Origin of the sequence: Arenicella xantha (assembly GCF_003315245.1) — a bacterium.
GTDB classification, from domain to species: Bacteria; Pseudomonadota; Gammaproteobacteria; order Arenicellales; family Arenicellaceae; genus Arenicella; species Arenicella xantha.
Map to the genome: position 1 here is coordinate 1,175,233 of NZ_QNRT01000001.1, position 13,859 is coordinate 1,189,091.

General features: G+C 48.2%; 18 protein-coding genes. 13 read left to right on the plus strand and 5 right to left on the minus strand.

The features are described 5' to 3' along the window. Positions 1 to 26: 26 nt before the first annotated feature. The 4 genes from DFR28_RS04970 to DFR28_RS04985 are packed head-to-tail and all read left to right on the plus strand — an operon-like array spanning position 27 to position 3,087. Positions 27 to 698, plus strand: a complete 672-nt coding sequence (locus DFR28_RS04970; RefSeq protein WP_113953165.1) for a DUF484 family protein — start codon at positions 27 to 29, stop codon at positions 696 to 698. A 7-nt stretch (positions 699 to 705) separates the two neighbouring features. Then, on the plus strand, positions 706 to 1,605 hold the full coding sequence (gene xerC, locus DFR28_RS04975) for a tyrosine recombinase XerC (protein ID WP_113953166.1): 900 nt from the start codon (positions 706 to 708) through the stop codon (positions 1,603 to 1,605). Between the two features lie 7 nt (positions 1,606 to 1,612). Beyond that, positions 1,613 to 2,818 (plus strand): YceI family protein, encoded by a 1,206-nt coding sequence (locus DFR28_RS04980; protein ID WP_170131978.1) that lies wholly within the window; start codon positions 1,613 to 1,615, stop codon positions 2,816 to 2,818. After that, positions 2,818 to 3,087: a CBU_0592 family membrane protein gene (locus DFR28_RS04985; protein WP_113953168.1), complete on the plus strand. Its 270-nt coding sequence runs from the start codon at positions 2,818 to 2,820 to the stop codon at positions 3,085 to 3,087. The genes DFR28_RS04980 and DFR28_RS04985 overlap by 1 nt, the downstream gene beginning before the upstream one ends. Positions 3,088 to 3,092: 5 nt before the next feature. Here DFR28_RS04985 and DFR28_RS04990 read toward each other — a convergent pair whose 3' ends face one another. The 5 genes from DFR28_RS04990 to DFR28_RS05010 all read right to left on the minus strand — a co-directional run bounded on the left by DFR28_RS04990 (position 3,093) and on the right by DFR28_RS05010 (position 5,925). Beyond that, positions 3,093 to 3,332 carry a DUF5062 family protein gene (locus tag DFR28_RS04990; RefSeq protein ID WP_113953169.1) on the minus strand — a complete coding sequence of 80 codons (240 nt, stop codon included), beginning with the start codon at positions 3,330 to 3,332 and terminating at the stop codon, positions 3,093 to 3,095. Positions 3,333 to 3,363: 31 nt separating this feature from the next. Next, positions 3,364 to 4,020: a hypothetical protein gene (locus DFR28_RS04995; protein WP_113953170.1), complete on the minus strand. Its 657-nt coding sequence runs from the start codon at positions 4,018 to 4,020 to the stop codon at positions 3,364 to 3,366. A 4-nt stretch (positions 4,021 to 4,024) separates the two neighbouring features. Beyond that, on the minus strand, positions 4,025 to 4,756 hold the full coding sequence (locus tag DFR28_RS05000) for an SIMPL domain-containing protein (RefSeq protein ID WP_113953171.1): 732 nt from the start codon (positions 4,754 to 4,756) through the stop codon (positions 4,025 to 4,027). Between the two features lie 96 nt (positions 4,757 to 4,852). After that, positions 4,853 to 5,542 carry a DUF6498-containing protein gene (locus tag DFR28_RS05005; RefSeq protein WP_113953172.1) on the minus strand — a complete coding sequence of 230 codons (690 nt, stop codon included), beginning with the start codon at positions 5,540 to 5,542 and terminating at the stop codon, positions 4,853 to 4,855. Between the two features lie 20 nt (positions 5,543 to 5,562). Continuing rightward, positions 5,563 to 5,925, minus strand: coding sequence for an acyl-CoA thioesterase (locus DFR28_RS05010; RefSeq protein WP_113953173.1), 363 nt, complete (start codon positions 5,923 to 5,925; stop codon positions 5,563 to 5,565). Between the two features lie 110 nt (positions 5,926 to 6,035). On the opposite strand from DFR28_RS05010, the gene DFR28_RS05015 reads away from it, so the two are divergent. The 9 genes from DFR28_RS05015 to sufC all read left to right on the plus strand — a co-directional run bounded on the left by DFR28_RS05015 (position 6,036) and on the right by sufC (position 13,857). Beyond that, positions 6,036 to 6,413, plus strand: coding sequence for a gamma-butyrobetaine hydroxylase family protein (locus DFR28_RS05015; RefSeq protein ID WP_113953174.1), 378 nt, complete (start codon positions 6,036 to 6,038; stop codon positions 6,411 to 6,413). Positions 6,414 to 6,416: 3 nt separating this feature from the next. Then, positions 6,417 to 7,169, plus strand: coding sequence for a bifunctional demethylmenaquinone methyltransferase/2-methoxy-6-polyprenyl-1,4-benzoquinol methylase UbiE (gene ubiE / locus DFR28_RS05020; RefSeq protein WP_113953175.1), 753 nt, complete (start codon positions 6,417 to 6,419; stop codon positions 7,167 to 7,169). 1 nt (position 7,170) lies between these two features. Next, positions 7,171 to 7,764, plus strand: coding sequence for a ubiquinone biosynthesis accessory factor UbiJ (locus DFR28_RS05025; RefSeq protein ID WP_113953176.1), 594 nt, complete (start codon positions 7,171 to 7,173; stop codon positions 7,762 to 7,764). Between the two features lie 8 nt (positions 7,765 to 7,772). Further along, complete coding sequence (ubiB, locus tag DFR28_RS05030; RefSeq protein WP_113953177.1) at positions 7,773 to 9,398, plus strand: ubiquinone biosynthesis regulatory protein kinase UbiB; 1,626 nt, start codon at positions 7,773 to 7,775, stop codon at positions 9,396 to 9,398. A 205-nt stretch (positions 9,399 to 9,603) separates the two neighbouring features. Further along, positions 9,604 to 10,041, plus strand: coding sequence for a peptidoglycan-binding protein LysM (gene lysM / locus DFR28_RS05035; protein ID WP_113953178.1), 438 nt, complete (start codon positions 9,604 to 9,606; stop codon positions 10,039 to 10,041). Between the two features lie 140 nt (positions 10,042 to 10,181). Next, positions 10,182 to 10,922 carry a hypothetical protein gene (locus DFR28_RS05040; protein ID WP_113953179.1) on the plus strand — a complete coding sequence of 247 codons (741 nt, stop codon included), beginning with the start codon at positions 10,182 to 10,184 and terminating at the stop codon, positions 10,920 to 10,922. A 177-nt stretch (positions 10,923 to 11,099) separates the two neighbouring features. Next, the gene (locus DFR28_RS05045) at positions 11,100 to 11,570 is read left to right on the plus strand and encodes an Rrf2 family transcriptional regulator (RefSeq protein ID WP_113953180.1); all 471 of its coding nucleotides are present in this window, start codon (positions 11,100 to 11,102) and stop codon (positions 11,568 to 11,570) included. 2 nt (positions 11,571 to 11,572) lie between these two features. Then, positions 11,573 to 13,030: a Fe-S cluster assembly protein SufB gene (gene sufB, locus DFR28_RS05050; RefSeq protein ID WP_113953181.1), complete on the plus strand. Its 1,458-nt coding sequence runs from the start codon at positions 11,573 to 11,575 to the stop codon at positions 13,028 to 13,030. A 71-nt stretch (positions 13,031 to 13,101) separates the two neighbouring features. Continuing rightward, on the plus strand, positions 13,102 to 13,857 hold the full coding sequence (gene sufC, locus DFR28_RS05055) for a Fe-S cluster assembly ATPase SufC (RefSeq protein ID WP_113953182.1): 756 nt from the start codon (positions 13,102 to 13,104) through the stop codon (positions 13,855 to 13,857). Positions 13,858 to 13,859: the final 2 nt, after the last annotated feature.

The following is a 13,859-nucleotide window of genomic DNA, read 5'->3' on the forward strand; positions in this document are numbered from 1 at the left end:
ATTAATCACAATTCAAGAAACCTCAGATGAAACCAGCCGAACGCAAAGACCAGATCAGCAAACAAGATGTGGCTGCTTTTCTCAGCGACAATCCGAGCATATTTCAGCAACATCCAGAGTTACTCGAGCTAATTAGCTTGAGTGACAGTCGCGGCACGGCAAGCCTAATCGAACGACAAGTCGCCATGCTAAATGAACGCTTGCGACAGCATAAATCACAACACTCACAATTCGTACAGGTAGCCCGTGAGAACGAGCAAATCAGTGACAATTTCACTCACGTGATATGTCAGATGATCGGATTTACTAATTTGTCCGAGTTCGCCACTGAGTTTCCTAAAGAATTACGCAACAAATTTGAAATCGACGAAGTGTCATTTAAGACCGCTCAAGCCGTCTCTCGCAAACCCAGCGATAGCAATGGCTACACTGAGACGTTACGACGCTTAATCAATAATCGCGCAGTTTGCGACAATCGCTGGCCAAGCACGATCATGAACCTGTTTTTTAGCACAGACATCAATTCGGCAGCACTGGTGCCAATGCGTACCAACTCAAGCTCCGAAACCCTTGGTGTATTAGCACTCGGTTCACGCGACCCCGAACGCTATACTAACGACCTTGGAACCGCGCACCTAGACCGTCTAGGCTTGATGTCCGGCATTTGTTTGGCCCGACTGCAACCAAGCAGCGTATAAGTACGCCATGGCAAATAGCCCGGCTGACAATGTCGACAATTATCTGACCAGCCTCTCAGTCGAACGGCGACTATCACTACACACCACTCGTGCTTACCGGCGTGACATCACAAAACTTATCCAGTTCTGTGATCAACGCGGCGCACTGCTATGGCAAGGTCTCAATAATCATATTGCACGACTATTCGCCGCCAGCTTAAACGCCAATGGCATGAGTGCAAAAAGTATCCAGCGCATCCTGTCGGCTAATCGCGGATTCTGCCAGTATTTAATCCAACAACGCCAGCTAACGGCAAATCCATTTGACGACGTGCGCGCGCCAAAAGGCGAGAAACGGTTGCCCAAAACACTATCGGTCGACCAAGTCACCTCGCTCGTGGAGATTAATGTGAATGACCCACTTAGCTATCGAGACAAAGCGGTGCTGGAGCTGTTTTACTCTAGCGGGCTGCGCTTGGCCGAGTTATGCGGGCTAGACTTGCACGATCTAAACCTTTCGGAACGCATGATGCGAGTTAGCGGTAAGGGCAATAAAATGCGCGATCTACCGATAGGTCGGCAAGCGGACCAAGCAATCCGAGCTTGGCTACTACAACGTAATACGCTGCCATTAAAAGATTACGATGCCTTGTTCGTTAGTCAGCATGGCCGACGCATCAGCCCCCGTTCGATTCAAGCAAGAGTAAAATATTGGGCAACTAAACAGGGCATCGAAATATCAGTCAGCCCACACATGTTACGACATTCATTTGCCAGCCATCTGTTAGAATCAAGCGGAGAATTACGTGCCGTGCAAGAACTCTTGGGGCACGCCAACATAAGCACTACCCAGATCTACACGCATCTAGATTTCCAGCATCTTGCGCAAGTGTATGACGACGCTCATCCGAGAGCTAAAAAGAAATAGAGATCCTATGCAACCTTATTCGAATACGGCCAAAACCTTACACTGGTTGGTCGCCGGACTTATTGTCAGCCAATATATTCTTGCCAAGCTATCCGAAATAGCCAAAGACAACGACGAAATACTCAATCAGCTGGCGATACTGGCGAACCATAAATCAATCGGCATCACGATATTGCTGTTAGCGATTGTACGATTAGTTCACCGACTTAGACACACACCGCCGCCGCTGCCGCAAACCATGCCTCGCTGGCAACAGCTCGCCTCAAACGCGTCACATGCGCTGTTGTACGGCTTCTTATTCGCATTGCCGATTACCGGCTGGTTAATGTCGTCAGCCAAGGCCTACTCAGTAAGCTGGTTCAACCTGTTTCCTTTGCCCGACTTAATCGCGCCAAGTGAAACCTGGTATAGCCTTATGCACGATGCCCACCACTGGCTTGGTGAGGCTCTGTTAATTTTAGCCGTAATACACGTTGCGGCGGCACTGAAGCATCACTTTTTTGATCGCGACACCGTGCTAAAACGTATGTCTAGCAAATTAGGCTGGTGGATACTCGCCGGTTCAATCCTGTTATGTGTTGTTGTGTTTGGACGAGTTTTAAGCACCAACACTGCGCCGAATGGTCCAGACACCTCCGCACCGAGCAGCAGCACAAACAGCATCAACCAACCAGCGCCGCAGGCTACCGAAACTGAGAACACTCAGAGTACCTTAGCCGCGTGGCTAATCGATTACCCTAAGAGCTATATCCGGTTTACTGGCGACCAAGCTGGTGCCGCGTTCACTGGCGAATGGCAGCAATGGCAGGCTACTATTCGATTTGATAAAGACACACTCGCCCAGTCGCGCTTCGAAGTGGAAATTGATCCTGCATCTGCCGACTCAGGTGATCAAGAGCGAGATCAAACAATCGCCACAGCTGATTTTTTCGACGCTACGAATCACCCAAAAGCAACCTTTCAAGCCACCGAATTTAACACCGCTGCGTCCGGCTACCGCACACTTGGAACGCTAACGATGAAAGGCATCAATAAGCCGCTGGATTTCGTATTCAATGTCACACAAGAGCAAGGCACTCAGGTACTGACCGGATCGGCAAAGATCGACCGACTGGCATGGAATATAGGTACCGGAGACTGGCGCGACACCTCTTGGGTCGGACAAGATGTCAACGTTGAAGTGCGCGTACAAACACAGGTTGAATCAAACTAATGAGCATTGAATTATTTGGCAATATCGTTGGTATGCTCGGAACCATTATGGTGGTCGGCACCTATTTTCTATTGCAAATCGACGAACTGGATGCCAAGGGGCTTGCCTTTAATCTCTGGAATCTACTCGGCGCGGTGTTACTACTAATTAGCCTGTGCATTCACTTTAATTTAGCGAGCTTCGTGATCGAACTATTTTGGATCGCGGCCTCATTGGTCGGACTCTATCGATATTACAAAAAACGCAAAGCCAGAACCAAGCAGCCATGATCAATTCACACTTTCAACTTCGATGCCCATAAAGCCAGCTTGTGCTTCATGGCAGGAAGTGACAATTGCTCACTCGGCAAAGGTGTGATTAATTTGTCATGCACTAACAGGCGATAAAGAAATTCGATTTTATCGTTTTGTGAATCGCCGGCATCGAATTTAACCACGCCGCGATTTTCACCATAACGCATGCCAACGCGAATGGCCGTTTTTAGCCACTCTTTTTCGTCCTTTAACTTGCTCATTAACTCCCCCGATGATCAGTCGTTAATATCACTAAAAACGCGGCAAAACCGTCATACTGACCTGTTTTTTATCCAGCTTTAACTGTTGCACCACCAAGTACTCTAAACGCAAATTAGTGTGGTTCGCACGTTCTACGTCAACGCCGAGGCCACGCAATGTCTCGTTCGAGAATGGCAGGGCGCCAACCTTGATATGAAAATCATCTTTAACCCCGACGCTGCCTTGCCGCACTACTGGTGACGCAAATACGCTGAGCGACACGCGTGAACCATTCAAAAAAGGAAATATTTTGTCGAAGCGCTCAACCGCTTTACGTGCATTTGGATTAACCTTCTCAACCTTGTCTAGGTTAATCACCGCCGAAATCTCAATATGCTCTGGATGCAAAAAAGCTTTGACGGCATCACTAACTTGCAACAATTGTCGACCGTCCTCATCGTGCGCTAGGCTGGCTAACAAAATGGTATTGAATTCATCTTCGGTTAGCACCACTTCGCCATTCATAACATCGGCGACTTTTTCCCCTAACAGCGAATTCGCGCCTACCGACTCTTGCGCGTCGGCTAAGGCCGTCTGTGCCTGTTGCTGCTCACCATCAAACCACGCTGGTAGCGTCTGCATGGAATACCAAACATAAGCCCCAACCGCCAGCAATACAGCGACTATAACTAAAACAATTCGTAGCATGGGCTTACTGTAACCTAAAGGTGATTTGGATAGTGGCACGAATCGCTTGTGTGCCGAGCATTTCGGGCGGCGGTGCATCAGCGTCCCTCGAACGGCTCATCGCCATTTCTGGCCCCCGAAACATCGGCACATCAGAATTTTGCTCAATAATTTGCAACGCTGCCCCACGGCTTCGATCTAATTGTTTGGCCAAAAAACTCGCCTTTTGTTTAGCATCATTGACCGCTAACGCAAGCGCGCGTTGTTTAATCGCCGCGCTGTCTTGAAAGCCAGCCTGCATCGAATTAACTTCCGACACCCCTTGCTCCACTAATGCTTGTAACAAATCTGACAGCACAGAGACGTCATTAACGGTAATGGCAAGTGTTCGGCTCACGCGCTCACCTCGATGCTGGCGTTGATTGTCCGTCCACTCGTATTCAGGGTTCATCGCCAAGCGCGTTACTTTGACGTCCGCGTCCGCGATGCCGTACTTTGCTATTTGCCCGAGTACAGCTTGGTACGCACTATCGGCTTTTCGCTTAGCTGTAGCTTGATCAGGTTCTACGGCATACACGCTAACCGTCAACACTACCTGATCCGGTTCGGCGTTGATTTCACCCGTACCAAGCACCTGTATTTGATCTTCCACTGGGCCTTCGTGCCCTATCGCAAAGTTGCCAAACATACTGCTAGCAACTAGCACCAATGCCACTATCGGCATCAGAGCTGACTGTTTAGTAAACGGCTTAGTCATGATATTTCTCAGTTGATATTTGACCTTAAGTATCGCACGACGCAGCTGAACGGTAGCTTAAAGGTGATTAAAGTGACAATATCGCAATCCATAGCTTTAAAGCTGTGCTTTATTAGTTCGATATCGGGAGACGTCAACGACTATCTTGGCGCCCACGAGAATCACCAGCAACCAAGTCGGCGAGCCCAGCTTCTCCAGCACGATGGCGCCAACCAATAGGCCAACATGCATTATTATAATGCGTGGATACGGCGCTCCCATAAGCCGATTTATGCGTTCGTCTAACACGCCACCTTGCAACACAAAGTTTTCAATTAACGCAACGCCATGACTCAATATCAGCGCTAAAATCGCCCATCGCAACGGCGTACCAAATTGCTCTACAAAACTCATAAAAACTGTCGCGCCCTCAGCAAACAAGCCAAATAGACCGGATCCATGATTAGGAAAATATCCATCGACATTAAGCGGACCCAGATCGAGCAAGGACCAAAGCAGAGTTCCGTGCGCCATACAGAAAAAACCGTAGTGCACTATAAAGAAAGCACACATCAACAATTCGGAATAACGCCGATCGCGCACCACAACCGCCAACATTTTGACCAGATTAAAGACACCAACAATAAGGTTTTCGATCCAGAATAAGGCAAGCACAAACACCACATTCCAACCGTATAACAATACCCCCAACAAGGGCACGGCATTGGCCATTAATAGCGCAATGACCGACAGACGGTTATGCCGTGGCTTAACGCCTAGTGGTTCATTTAAGCTCTGCATCGACATACACGAAGGGCCTAGTATGGTTAGCTTAGAGCTTTGATTGTGTCTTTCTTGCCATTACGATCAACGCACACGAAAGTGATGTTATTTTCAAACAAAACCACTTCCGAGTTGGCTTCATAGCGCGCGCCGAACACCTGAACATTGTAAGTAACCGAGGTTTTACCAACCCGCGTCTGACAGCAGCGAAAGCGCAGTATTTGGCCTTCTCGTATTGGATGCTTGAACTCAACATTATCCAAACCAATAGTCACAAAATGTTGACCGGGGAAGTCTAAACTGACCCGAATGTATGCGATTTCGTCTACCCATTTTAAGAGAGTGCCACCGAATAGACTGCCGTAGTCATTTAGATCGGCGGGAAGAACGATTTTATAATGTTCCATTGAACGGTTCCTTAAGCGCATTTAGTACTGTTTTCCAGCAATTGAAAATAGCACGTTTTACCGGCATCAGCTAAACGATATACTGCAGGTCAACAACTCTGGTCGCTACCATGAAAATTACGCCTACCGACATCCGTTTACACAGCAAGTCTCGACTATTAGAAGTCGTCTATCAAGACGAGACGTTTCGACTGCCGTGCGAATACCTAAGGGTGATGTCCCCTTCCGCCGAAGTCAAAGGTCACGGCCCTGGACAAGAAGTCTTGCAGACCAATAAAGAGGACGTCAATATCGTTGCCATCGAGCCAGTCGGCAACTATGCTGTGCGTCTTATTTTCAACGATGCGCATAATTCAGGCCTGTATTCGTGGGACTATTTATACGAACTAGGTAGTGAACGCTACAAAAATTGGCAAGCTTATTTGGCCAAACTGAAAGAAGCAGGCATAGAACGAGCAGACCAGCCCAACGATCAATATTTGAGTTAAGTTATGACAGAGTCACAAAACAAAACCCACTTTGGTTTTCAAGAAGTCGATGAGCAGGCCAAACAGGGCTTAGTTGGCAATGTATTCCGCGCCGTTGCCGATAATTATGACGTGATGAACGACGCTATGTCGATGGGCGTGCACCGTGCTTGGAAGTGGTTTGCCGTCGCACAAAGCGGAGTGTCCGCTGGCGACAGCGTACTAGACTTAGCAGCAGGCAGCGGTGATTTGTCACTGAAATTCGCCAACAAGGTCGGTCCTGATGGAATGGTAATCGTCACCGACATTAACGCCGCGATGCTAGCACAAGGCCGCAAGCGACTAACCGACGCAGGCATTGCCGGCAATGTTGACTATTGCTTGGTAAATGCTGAAAAACTACCCTTTGAGGACAACCAATTTGACTGTATCTCAATCAGTTTTGGTCTACGCAATGTAACCCACAAGGACCAAGCCTTGGCTGAAATGCGCCGCTGCTTGAAACCTGGCGGGCGCGCCATCATCTTAGAGTTTTCACAACCGACCAACTCCACTTTTCGCAAATTTTACGATGCGTATTCGTTTAATGTCATTCCTAAACTAGGCGAACTTATTTCAGATGACCGCGATAGTTATCAATATTTGGTTGAGTCGATCCGCCAGCATCCACCACAAGAAGAGCTAAAACAGATGATGTTAGACGCTGGGTTTGACCGCGTGCGTTACCATAATTTGACCGGCGGTATTGTGGCCCTGCATATGGGCTATAAGTATTAGCATGTTGTTCGAGCTACTGGAACTCGCCGGCAATAAGACCTTGGAGTTTGACCAAGCGACAAAAATTCGCTTAACCAAACTTCAGGGTAAAACCATGATGCTGCGGATAAAACCTATCGACCAAACTATTTCGGTAACACCGCAACGTGAAGGGCTCGAATTCTCGCGAAGCTCGGTCGAGCCGGTCGATGTAACCCTTACCGCGACCATCGGCGCGATGCTTAAAATTAGCCGCGACGGTCTAGCTGACGCAGACTTAGCACCTGGCGAACTTGAAATTTCAGGCGACCCGATAGTCGGCCAGCGCTTCGCTCAAGTATTAGCCGAACTCGATATCGACTGGGAATCCTTGCTAGCAGAACAATTTGGTGAGTCGTCAGCACGCATGATGACCTACCTCGCTGGTGAAGCAAAAAATGCAGTTGAAGATGGCCGAAGTCGCTTCAAACAGTTTCTCAACGAGACGCTGACCGGTAAAGACGGTGTGGTTGCCGACGCTCCAAGCGTACACAGCTTTATGGATGACGTGGACTCGTTACGCGCCAGCGTCGACCGCTTAGCCAGTCGACTAAACAAACTTAACGCCAAGCGCTAAATTAAGTAATGGCCAAAACCCCCTCTCGGCTCAGCCGAATTATACAAATCCGGCGCGTGATTAAACGCCACAACCTAGCCTCATTAGTTGATGATATGCAGCTGACGGGCCGCAGTCGCTGGGTTGGTCGAGCATTATTAGGTGGCACATCGCCTGACTCAAGTGAGTCTGCCGAACCACGCGGAAGACGCATTCGCTTAGCCTTAGAGGAATTGGGCCCAGTATTTGTCAAGTTGGGCCAGGCACTGTCAACTCGTCCAGACCTGTTGCCACAAGACATCGCCGACGAATTAACCCTACTACAGGATCAAGTACCGCCCTTTTCTGCCGACCAATCAATGCGTCTAATTGAGCAGGCCTACGGTGACGACTACACGAAAATTTTCGAATCCGTGGAACCAACCCCCATGGCATCAGCATCGGTTGCGCAAGTGCACGCGGCACGACTTCGACCCGGGCTGGCTATTGCAGGTCAAAATGGCGAAAAACAATCCGATGTGGTGATTAAAGTACTGCGTCCAGGGATCCAACAAGTGGTCGAAAGTGATCTGCGCGTTATGCACACTGTTGCCGGCTTGCTACAAACACACTGGAAGCGTGGTAAACAATTCCGACCACACGACGTAATCAAAGAATACGATCAAACTATCCACGACGAGCTAGATCTGCGTGTCGAAGCCGCCAATGGCGCACGCATGGGCGCTGATTTCGAAACCACTGACATTATTTATGTACCCCGTATTTATTGGGACTATACACATCAAAATGTAATGGTGATGGAACGGATTCATGGCACTTCAATTCGGGAGTTTGCGCAATTAGAAGCTAAAGGCTTCGACCTGCAACAACTTGCGGCCGACGGCGTCGAAGTATTTTTCACACAGGCATTTGAAAAGAATTTTTTCCATGCCGACATGCACGCGGGCAATATTTTCGTGTCGGACCAAGGCAAATGGATCGCCATCGATTTTGGCATCATGGGCACGCTAGATGAGCACGACAAGCAATACTTAGCACAAATGCTGCTAGGCTTCTTTAACCGCGACTATCGCTCAATCGCACAAGCCCACTTACGCGCCGGCTGGATTCCAGCCGACACACGCATCGAGGACTTTGAACAAGCGGTACGCATGGTGTGCGAACCAATTTTTGCCAAGCCATTAAGTGAAATATCATTTGGCAATGTACTACTGCAGCTGTTCCAGACTGTACGTCGATTTGAAATGCCAGTGCAACCGCAACTGGTTTTACTATACAAAACCATTCTAAATATCGAAGGCCTAGGTCGCCAGCTCTATCCTGAGTTAAACCTGTGGGATACCGCTAAACCGTTTCTCGAAAAGTGGATGAAAGACCAGCTTTCTCCAAAAGCATTACTGGATGATTTCAAGCGCGACTGGCCGATCTGGAAAGCACTCTTACCCGAGTTGCCGAATTATTTGCATCAACAGTTAAACCCGATTCAAGCACCCAAACCAGCAGCGCGCCCACTACCGGTGGGCCTCATTACCGCCAGCTTAGCGGGCATCGCCTTGCTCGCAGAACAACTAGGCTGGCTGCATTCGCCACAGGTTACGGAGACCGCACCATGGCTTATTATTGCCGGTTTGCTTCTGGTTTGGTTGCGGCGTTAGACTCGCCGAGTTGAATTGACACTTCTTAACAAGTAGCAAAAACTGCTGCAACATACTGTATTACATGGATTAATACCTTTTCAATCGCGCTGCAACCGCGCTGGGCAGCTTGCCAAAACCAATCACTCCGAGTTACGCTGCTAATCTGAAGTTAACCTGTTAGCCTAGCTAATACAGTACAGCCTTGATCAAGGTAGGAGATACCATGGGATTATTTGATTTTGCAGCCAATATTGGCAAAAAAGTTTTTGGCATTGGTGACGCGAACGCAGCGGACCAAATCAAAGCCAACATTGAAGCTAACAACCCTGGCGTTAAGGAGCTAAACGTCTCATTGAACGACGAGATCTGCACCTTAGAAGGCAACTGTGACTCAGTTGAAGCCAAGGAAAAGACCATTTTGATGGCCGGTAACATGAAAGGCGTCGGTTCAGTTAACGGTGAAGCATTGAGCGCGCCGGTACCTGAAGTTGAGCCAGAAGTTGAATACTATGTCATTGAAAGCGGCGACACCTTGTGGGGCATTGCAGCAAAATTTCTTGGTAATGGTTCGAAATACCCAGAAATCTTTGAAGCCAATAAAGAAGTCATTGAAGATCCAGATAAGATCTTCGTAGGTCAGAAGATTCGTATTCCGAAATAGTCGACCAGCAGTATTCGATGTTAAAACAGCTCGCAATGCGGGCTGTTTTTATTTGTGAACACTATTTACACATCTCTAAGCAATGACTTCACTCGTACACTGCTAAGTTGGCACTCCACAACAGTCAATGGTGCAAAAGAATGAAACTAACCTTAGCCAGCCTATTGGTAGCTACCCTCGTCAGCATTGAAGTTCACGCTGCGCAGCCAGAACTGATCGGCAAGGTTTATGATATCCAGACCCAAGCACTGCTGTATCAAGAAACCCACAGTTTTGCCGATACCACACTGAAAACAAGCTACACCGATGCTTCCGGTAATGTCATCGGCCAACGTGAGGTTCAGTTCAAACCCAATGGTCAGGTTAACGCGTATCAACTGACTCAACAAGCGGCCGCTATTACCGAATCAGTTGAGCGAAAACAACAGTCTATTGATATGTCTGTTAGCGCTGCCGGTAAGCAAACTCAGCAGGAAATTGATATCAGTCAAGACGATGAAGTTGTCATAGACGCTGGGTTTTCCAACTTTTTACTACGCAACTGGCAGAACTTATTGGCCGGCAAAAAGGTAACAACACGTTTTGCCAGCACCGCCCAAATGGATCTGATAAAAGTCCAGCTAAACCAAGTTGACCCACAGACAAGCTCATTAGCCGACAACGGCGACACTACCGGTATCGTGATGTTTCAAATGCGCTTGGCCAATCCCTTGATACGATGGCTTATTAGTCCAATCGAAGTCGGCTATTACGCGGACACCAAACAAATAGCCTACTACCAAGGCGCTTCAAACCTGAGCAAGGCGTCAGGCGAACACTACGGTGATGTGCGCGTTATATTTGAACGTCAACCGCAGGAAGGTTCAATTAACGCCGAGTGATTGCAGCACCCAATGACCTAAAGATAGCCAGAGAATCCGGCTAATTCGGCTTGAATACAGTCATCAGCATGCCTATACTCCGATTCCCGAGTAAATTACTCAGGTATATTGACTCAAGTGTCACAGCACAGCTATTACACTCGTGTCAGCAATTAAGAGCTAGCGACGGAATCAGAGATGAAATTAACCACCAAGGGCCGTTACGCGGTCACCGCGATGATGGATTTGGCGTTACATGCCAAACTCGATCGCGTGTCATTGGTGGACATTGCCGAACGGCAAAAAATCTCATTTTCTTATCTTGAGCAATTATTTCGCAGCTTACGACAAGCTGAGCTCGTGGTGTCATCTCGCGGTGCCAAAGGCGGCTATATGCTAGCGCGCGACGCAAAAGAAATTTCTCTCGCCGACATCCTGATTGCAGCAGACGAAAAAATTAACCTAGCTTGTGGCGGCGGCAACACCTGCGACGATACGCAACCGTGTTTAACCCACAATCTATGGACCAATCTTAGCCGAGAATTTTTTGAGTTTCTCAATAGCAAGAAACTCAGCGATCTTGTTCGCTCTCGCCACGTACAAACTTTGGCGACACAACAAGATGTCACACAAATCGGGGACATTCCGATACAGATCAGTAGGTATTAACCATGTCAGAAGCATTGAACGAAAAGAATAAGGACCTGAAAGAGCTCGTCAAACGCGAGTATAAGGAAGGTTTTATCACGGACATTGAGTCGGATACCTTTGAGCCCGGTTTGAATGAAGACGTGATTCGCCGAATTTCAGAAAAGAAAAACGAACCCGAGTTTATGCTCGAGTATCGACTGAAAGCGTTTCGTCGCTGGCAGAAAATGCCAGAACCCGAATGGGCACACATTGATTATCCTAAAATAGATTTTCAAAGCATTGCGTATTTTTCTGCGCCAAAGAAAAAGCCCGTGCTAGACAGCTTAGACGACGTTGACCCGAAACTACTCGAGACCTATGCCAAGCTTGGCATTCCGCTCGAAGAGCAAAAAATGTTGGCCAATGTCGCAGTCGATGCGGTCTTCGACAGTGTGTCGGTACGCACCACGTTTCGTGAAACTCTATCAAAGGCCGGCGTGATATTTATGCCGATCTCCGAGGCCTTGCAAGAGCACCCAGACTTAATTAAGCAATACCTTGGTAGTGTGGTTCCGACCCAAGACAACTATTACGCCGCGCTCAATGCCGCGGTGTTCTCAGACGGCTCGTTTGTATTTATTCCCAAAGGCGTACGTTGCCCAATGGAGTTGTCGACTTATTTCCGGATCAATGAAGTCAATACCGGTCAGTTTGAGCGCACCCTGATTATTGCCGAAGAAGGTGCCTACGTTAGTTATCTTGAAGGCTGCACCGCACCACAACGCGATGAAAACCAGCTGCATGCCGCAGTAGTAGAGTTAGTTGCGCATGCCGATGCAGAAATCAAATACTCAACCGTACAAAACTGGTACCCCGGTGACGAAAACGGTAAAGGCGGTATTTATAACTTCGTTACCAAACGTGGTGTATGCAAAGGCGACCGCGCTAAAATTTCATGGACTCAAGTCGAAACTGGCTCGGCCATCACGTGGAAGTATCCGAGCGTAGTACTGCAAGGTGATGACTCTGTTGGTGAATTCTATTCAGTCGCACTTACCCACAATAAGCAACAGGCTGACACTGGCACCAAGATGATCCACATGGGCAAAAATACGTCCAGCACGATTATCTCTAAAGGCATCTCAGCAGGTCATGGCCAGAACACTTATCGCGGCCTAGTGAAAATTCTGAAGGGCGCAGACAATGCACGTAATTTCTCACAATGCGACTCTTTATTGCTCGGCGACCGTTGCGGCGCGCACACCTTCCCGTATATGGAAGTACAGAATCAAACGGCCAATCTAGAACACGAAGCAACCACCTCTAAAATTTCAGAAGACCAATTGTTTTATCTAAAACAACGCGGCCTGAACGAGGAGGCCGCAGTGTCGATGATTGTAAACGGGTTCTGCAAAGAAGTATTCCGTGAACTACCGATGGAGTTTGCGGTAGAAGCGCAAAAATTACTCGATGTGTCACTTGAAGGCGCGGTCGGTTAAACCTCAGGTTAACTGCCACCACTACGCACCAGTGAATCATTCATTTAGAAGACAATTGTAAAAGTATAGCTATGTTAAAGATCAAAAATTTGCACGTTTCGGTATTCGATACCCCGATCCTCAAAGGCATCGACCTAGAGGTTAAAGCCGGCGAAGTACATGCCATTATGGGCCCGAACGGTTCAGGCAAGAGTACGCTTTCAAATGTGATCGCGGGCCGCGAAGGCTATGAAGTAACTGAAGGGTCGATCGAGTATATGGGTAACGACCTAACCGAGCTTGAAGCCGACGAACGCGCTTGTGAAGGAATCTTCTTAGCGTTTCAGTACCCTGTTGAAATTCCAGGTGTTAGCAACATGGCTATGCTCAAAGCGGCTATGAACTCTATGCGCAAGTATCGAGGTGAAGCGGAAATCACCGCCGGCGATTTCCTCAAGCTGATTCGCGAGAAAGCCGACTTAGTAGAGATGAAGCAAGAATTCCTTAAACGGGCTGTCAACGAAGGTTTTTCTGGCGGCGAGAAGAAGCGTAACGAAATTCTGCAAATGGCGATGTTAGAACCAAAACTAGCCTTGCTTGATGAAACCGACTCAGGACTGGATATCGACGCTTTAAAGATCGTGTCAAAAGGCGTTAATGCTCTGCGCGCGCCCGATCGCGCGATGGTACTAGTTACCCACTATCAGCGTTTACTCGACTATATCGTACCTGACTACGTACACGTACTCGCCAACGGGCGCATTGTTAAATCTGGCGATAAGTCATTGGCACTCGAGCTTGAAGCCAAAGGCTATAGCTGGATCGACGGACTACAAAAGGCAAGTTAATC

Excerpts from the sequence above, each read along its gene's own strand:
- DFR28_RS04970 (WP_113953165.1), top strand. The coding sequence starts at position 27 with ATGAAACCAGCCGAACGCAAAGACCAGATCAGCAAACAAGATGTGGCT.
- xerC (WP_113953166.1), top strand. The coding sequence starts at position 706 with ATGGCAAATAGCCCGGCTGACAATGTCGACAATTATCTGACCAGCCTC.
- DFR28_RS04980 (WP_170131978.1), top strand. The coding sequence starts at position 1,613 with ATGCAACCTTATTCGAATACGGCCAAAACCTTACACTGGTTGGTCGCC.
- DFR28_RS04985 (WP_113953168.1), top strand. The coding sequence starts at position 2,818 with ATGAGCATTGAATTATTTGGCAATATCGTTGGTATGCTCGGAACCATT.
- DFR28_RS04990 (WP_113953169.1), bottom strand. The coding sequence starts at position 3,332 with ATGAGCAAGTTAAAGGACGAAAAAGAGTGGCTAAAAACGGCCATTCGC.
- DFR28_RS04995 (WP_113953170.1), bottom strand. The coding sequence starts at position 4,020 with ATGCTACGAATTGTTTTAGTTATAGTCGCTGTATTGCTGGCGGTTGGG.
- DFR28_RS05000 (WP_113953171.1), bottom strand. The coding sequence starts at position 4,756 with ATGACTAAGCCGTTTACTAAACAGTCAGCTCTGATGCCGATAGTGGCA.
- DFR28_RS05005 (WP_113953172.1), bottom strand. The coding sequence starts at position 5,542 with ATGTCGATGCAGAGCTTAAATGAACCACTAGGCGTTAAGCCACGGCAT.
- DFR28_RS05010 (WP_113953173.1), bottom strand. The coding sequence starts at position 5,925 with ATGGAACATTATAAAATCGTTCTTCCCGCCGATCTAAATGACTACGGC.
- DFR28_RS05015 (WP_113953174.1), top strand. The coding sequence starts at position 6,036 with ATGAAAATTACGCCTACCGACATCCGTTTACACAGCAAGTCTCGACTA.
- ubiE (WP_113953175.1), top strand. The coding sequence starts at position 6,417 with ATGACAGAGTCACAAAACAAAACCCACTTTGGTTTTCAAGAAGTCGAT.
- DFR28_RS05025 (WP_113953176.1), top strand. The coding sequence starts at position 7,171 with ATGTTGTTCGAGCTACTGGAACTCGCCGGCAATAAGACCTTGGAGTTT.
- ubiB (WP_113953177.1), top strand. The coding sequence starts at position 7,773 with ATGGCCAAAACCCCCTCTCGGCTCAGCCGAATTATACAAATCCGGCGC.
- lysM (WP_113953178.1), top strand. The coding sequence starts at position 9,604 with ATGGGATTATTTGATTTTGCAGCCAATATTGGCAAAAAAGTTTTTGGC.
- DFR28_RS05040 (WP_113953179.1), top strand. The coding sequence starts at position 10,182 with ATGAAACTAACCTTAGCCAGCCTATTGGTAGCTACCCTCGTCAGCATT.
- DFR28_RS05045 (WP_113953180.1), top strand. The coding sequence starts at position 11,100 with ATGAAATTAACCACCAAGGGCCGTTACGCGGTCACCGCGATGATGGAT.
- sufB (WP_113953181.1), top strand. The coding sequence starts at position 11,573 with ATGTCAGAAGCATTGAACGAAAAGAATAAGGACCTGAAAGAGCTCGTC.
- sufC (WP_113953182.1), top strand. The coding sequence starts at position 13,102 with ATGTTAAAGATCAAAAATTTGCACGTTTCGGTATTCGATACCCCGATC.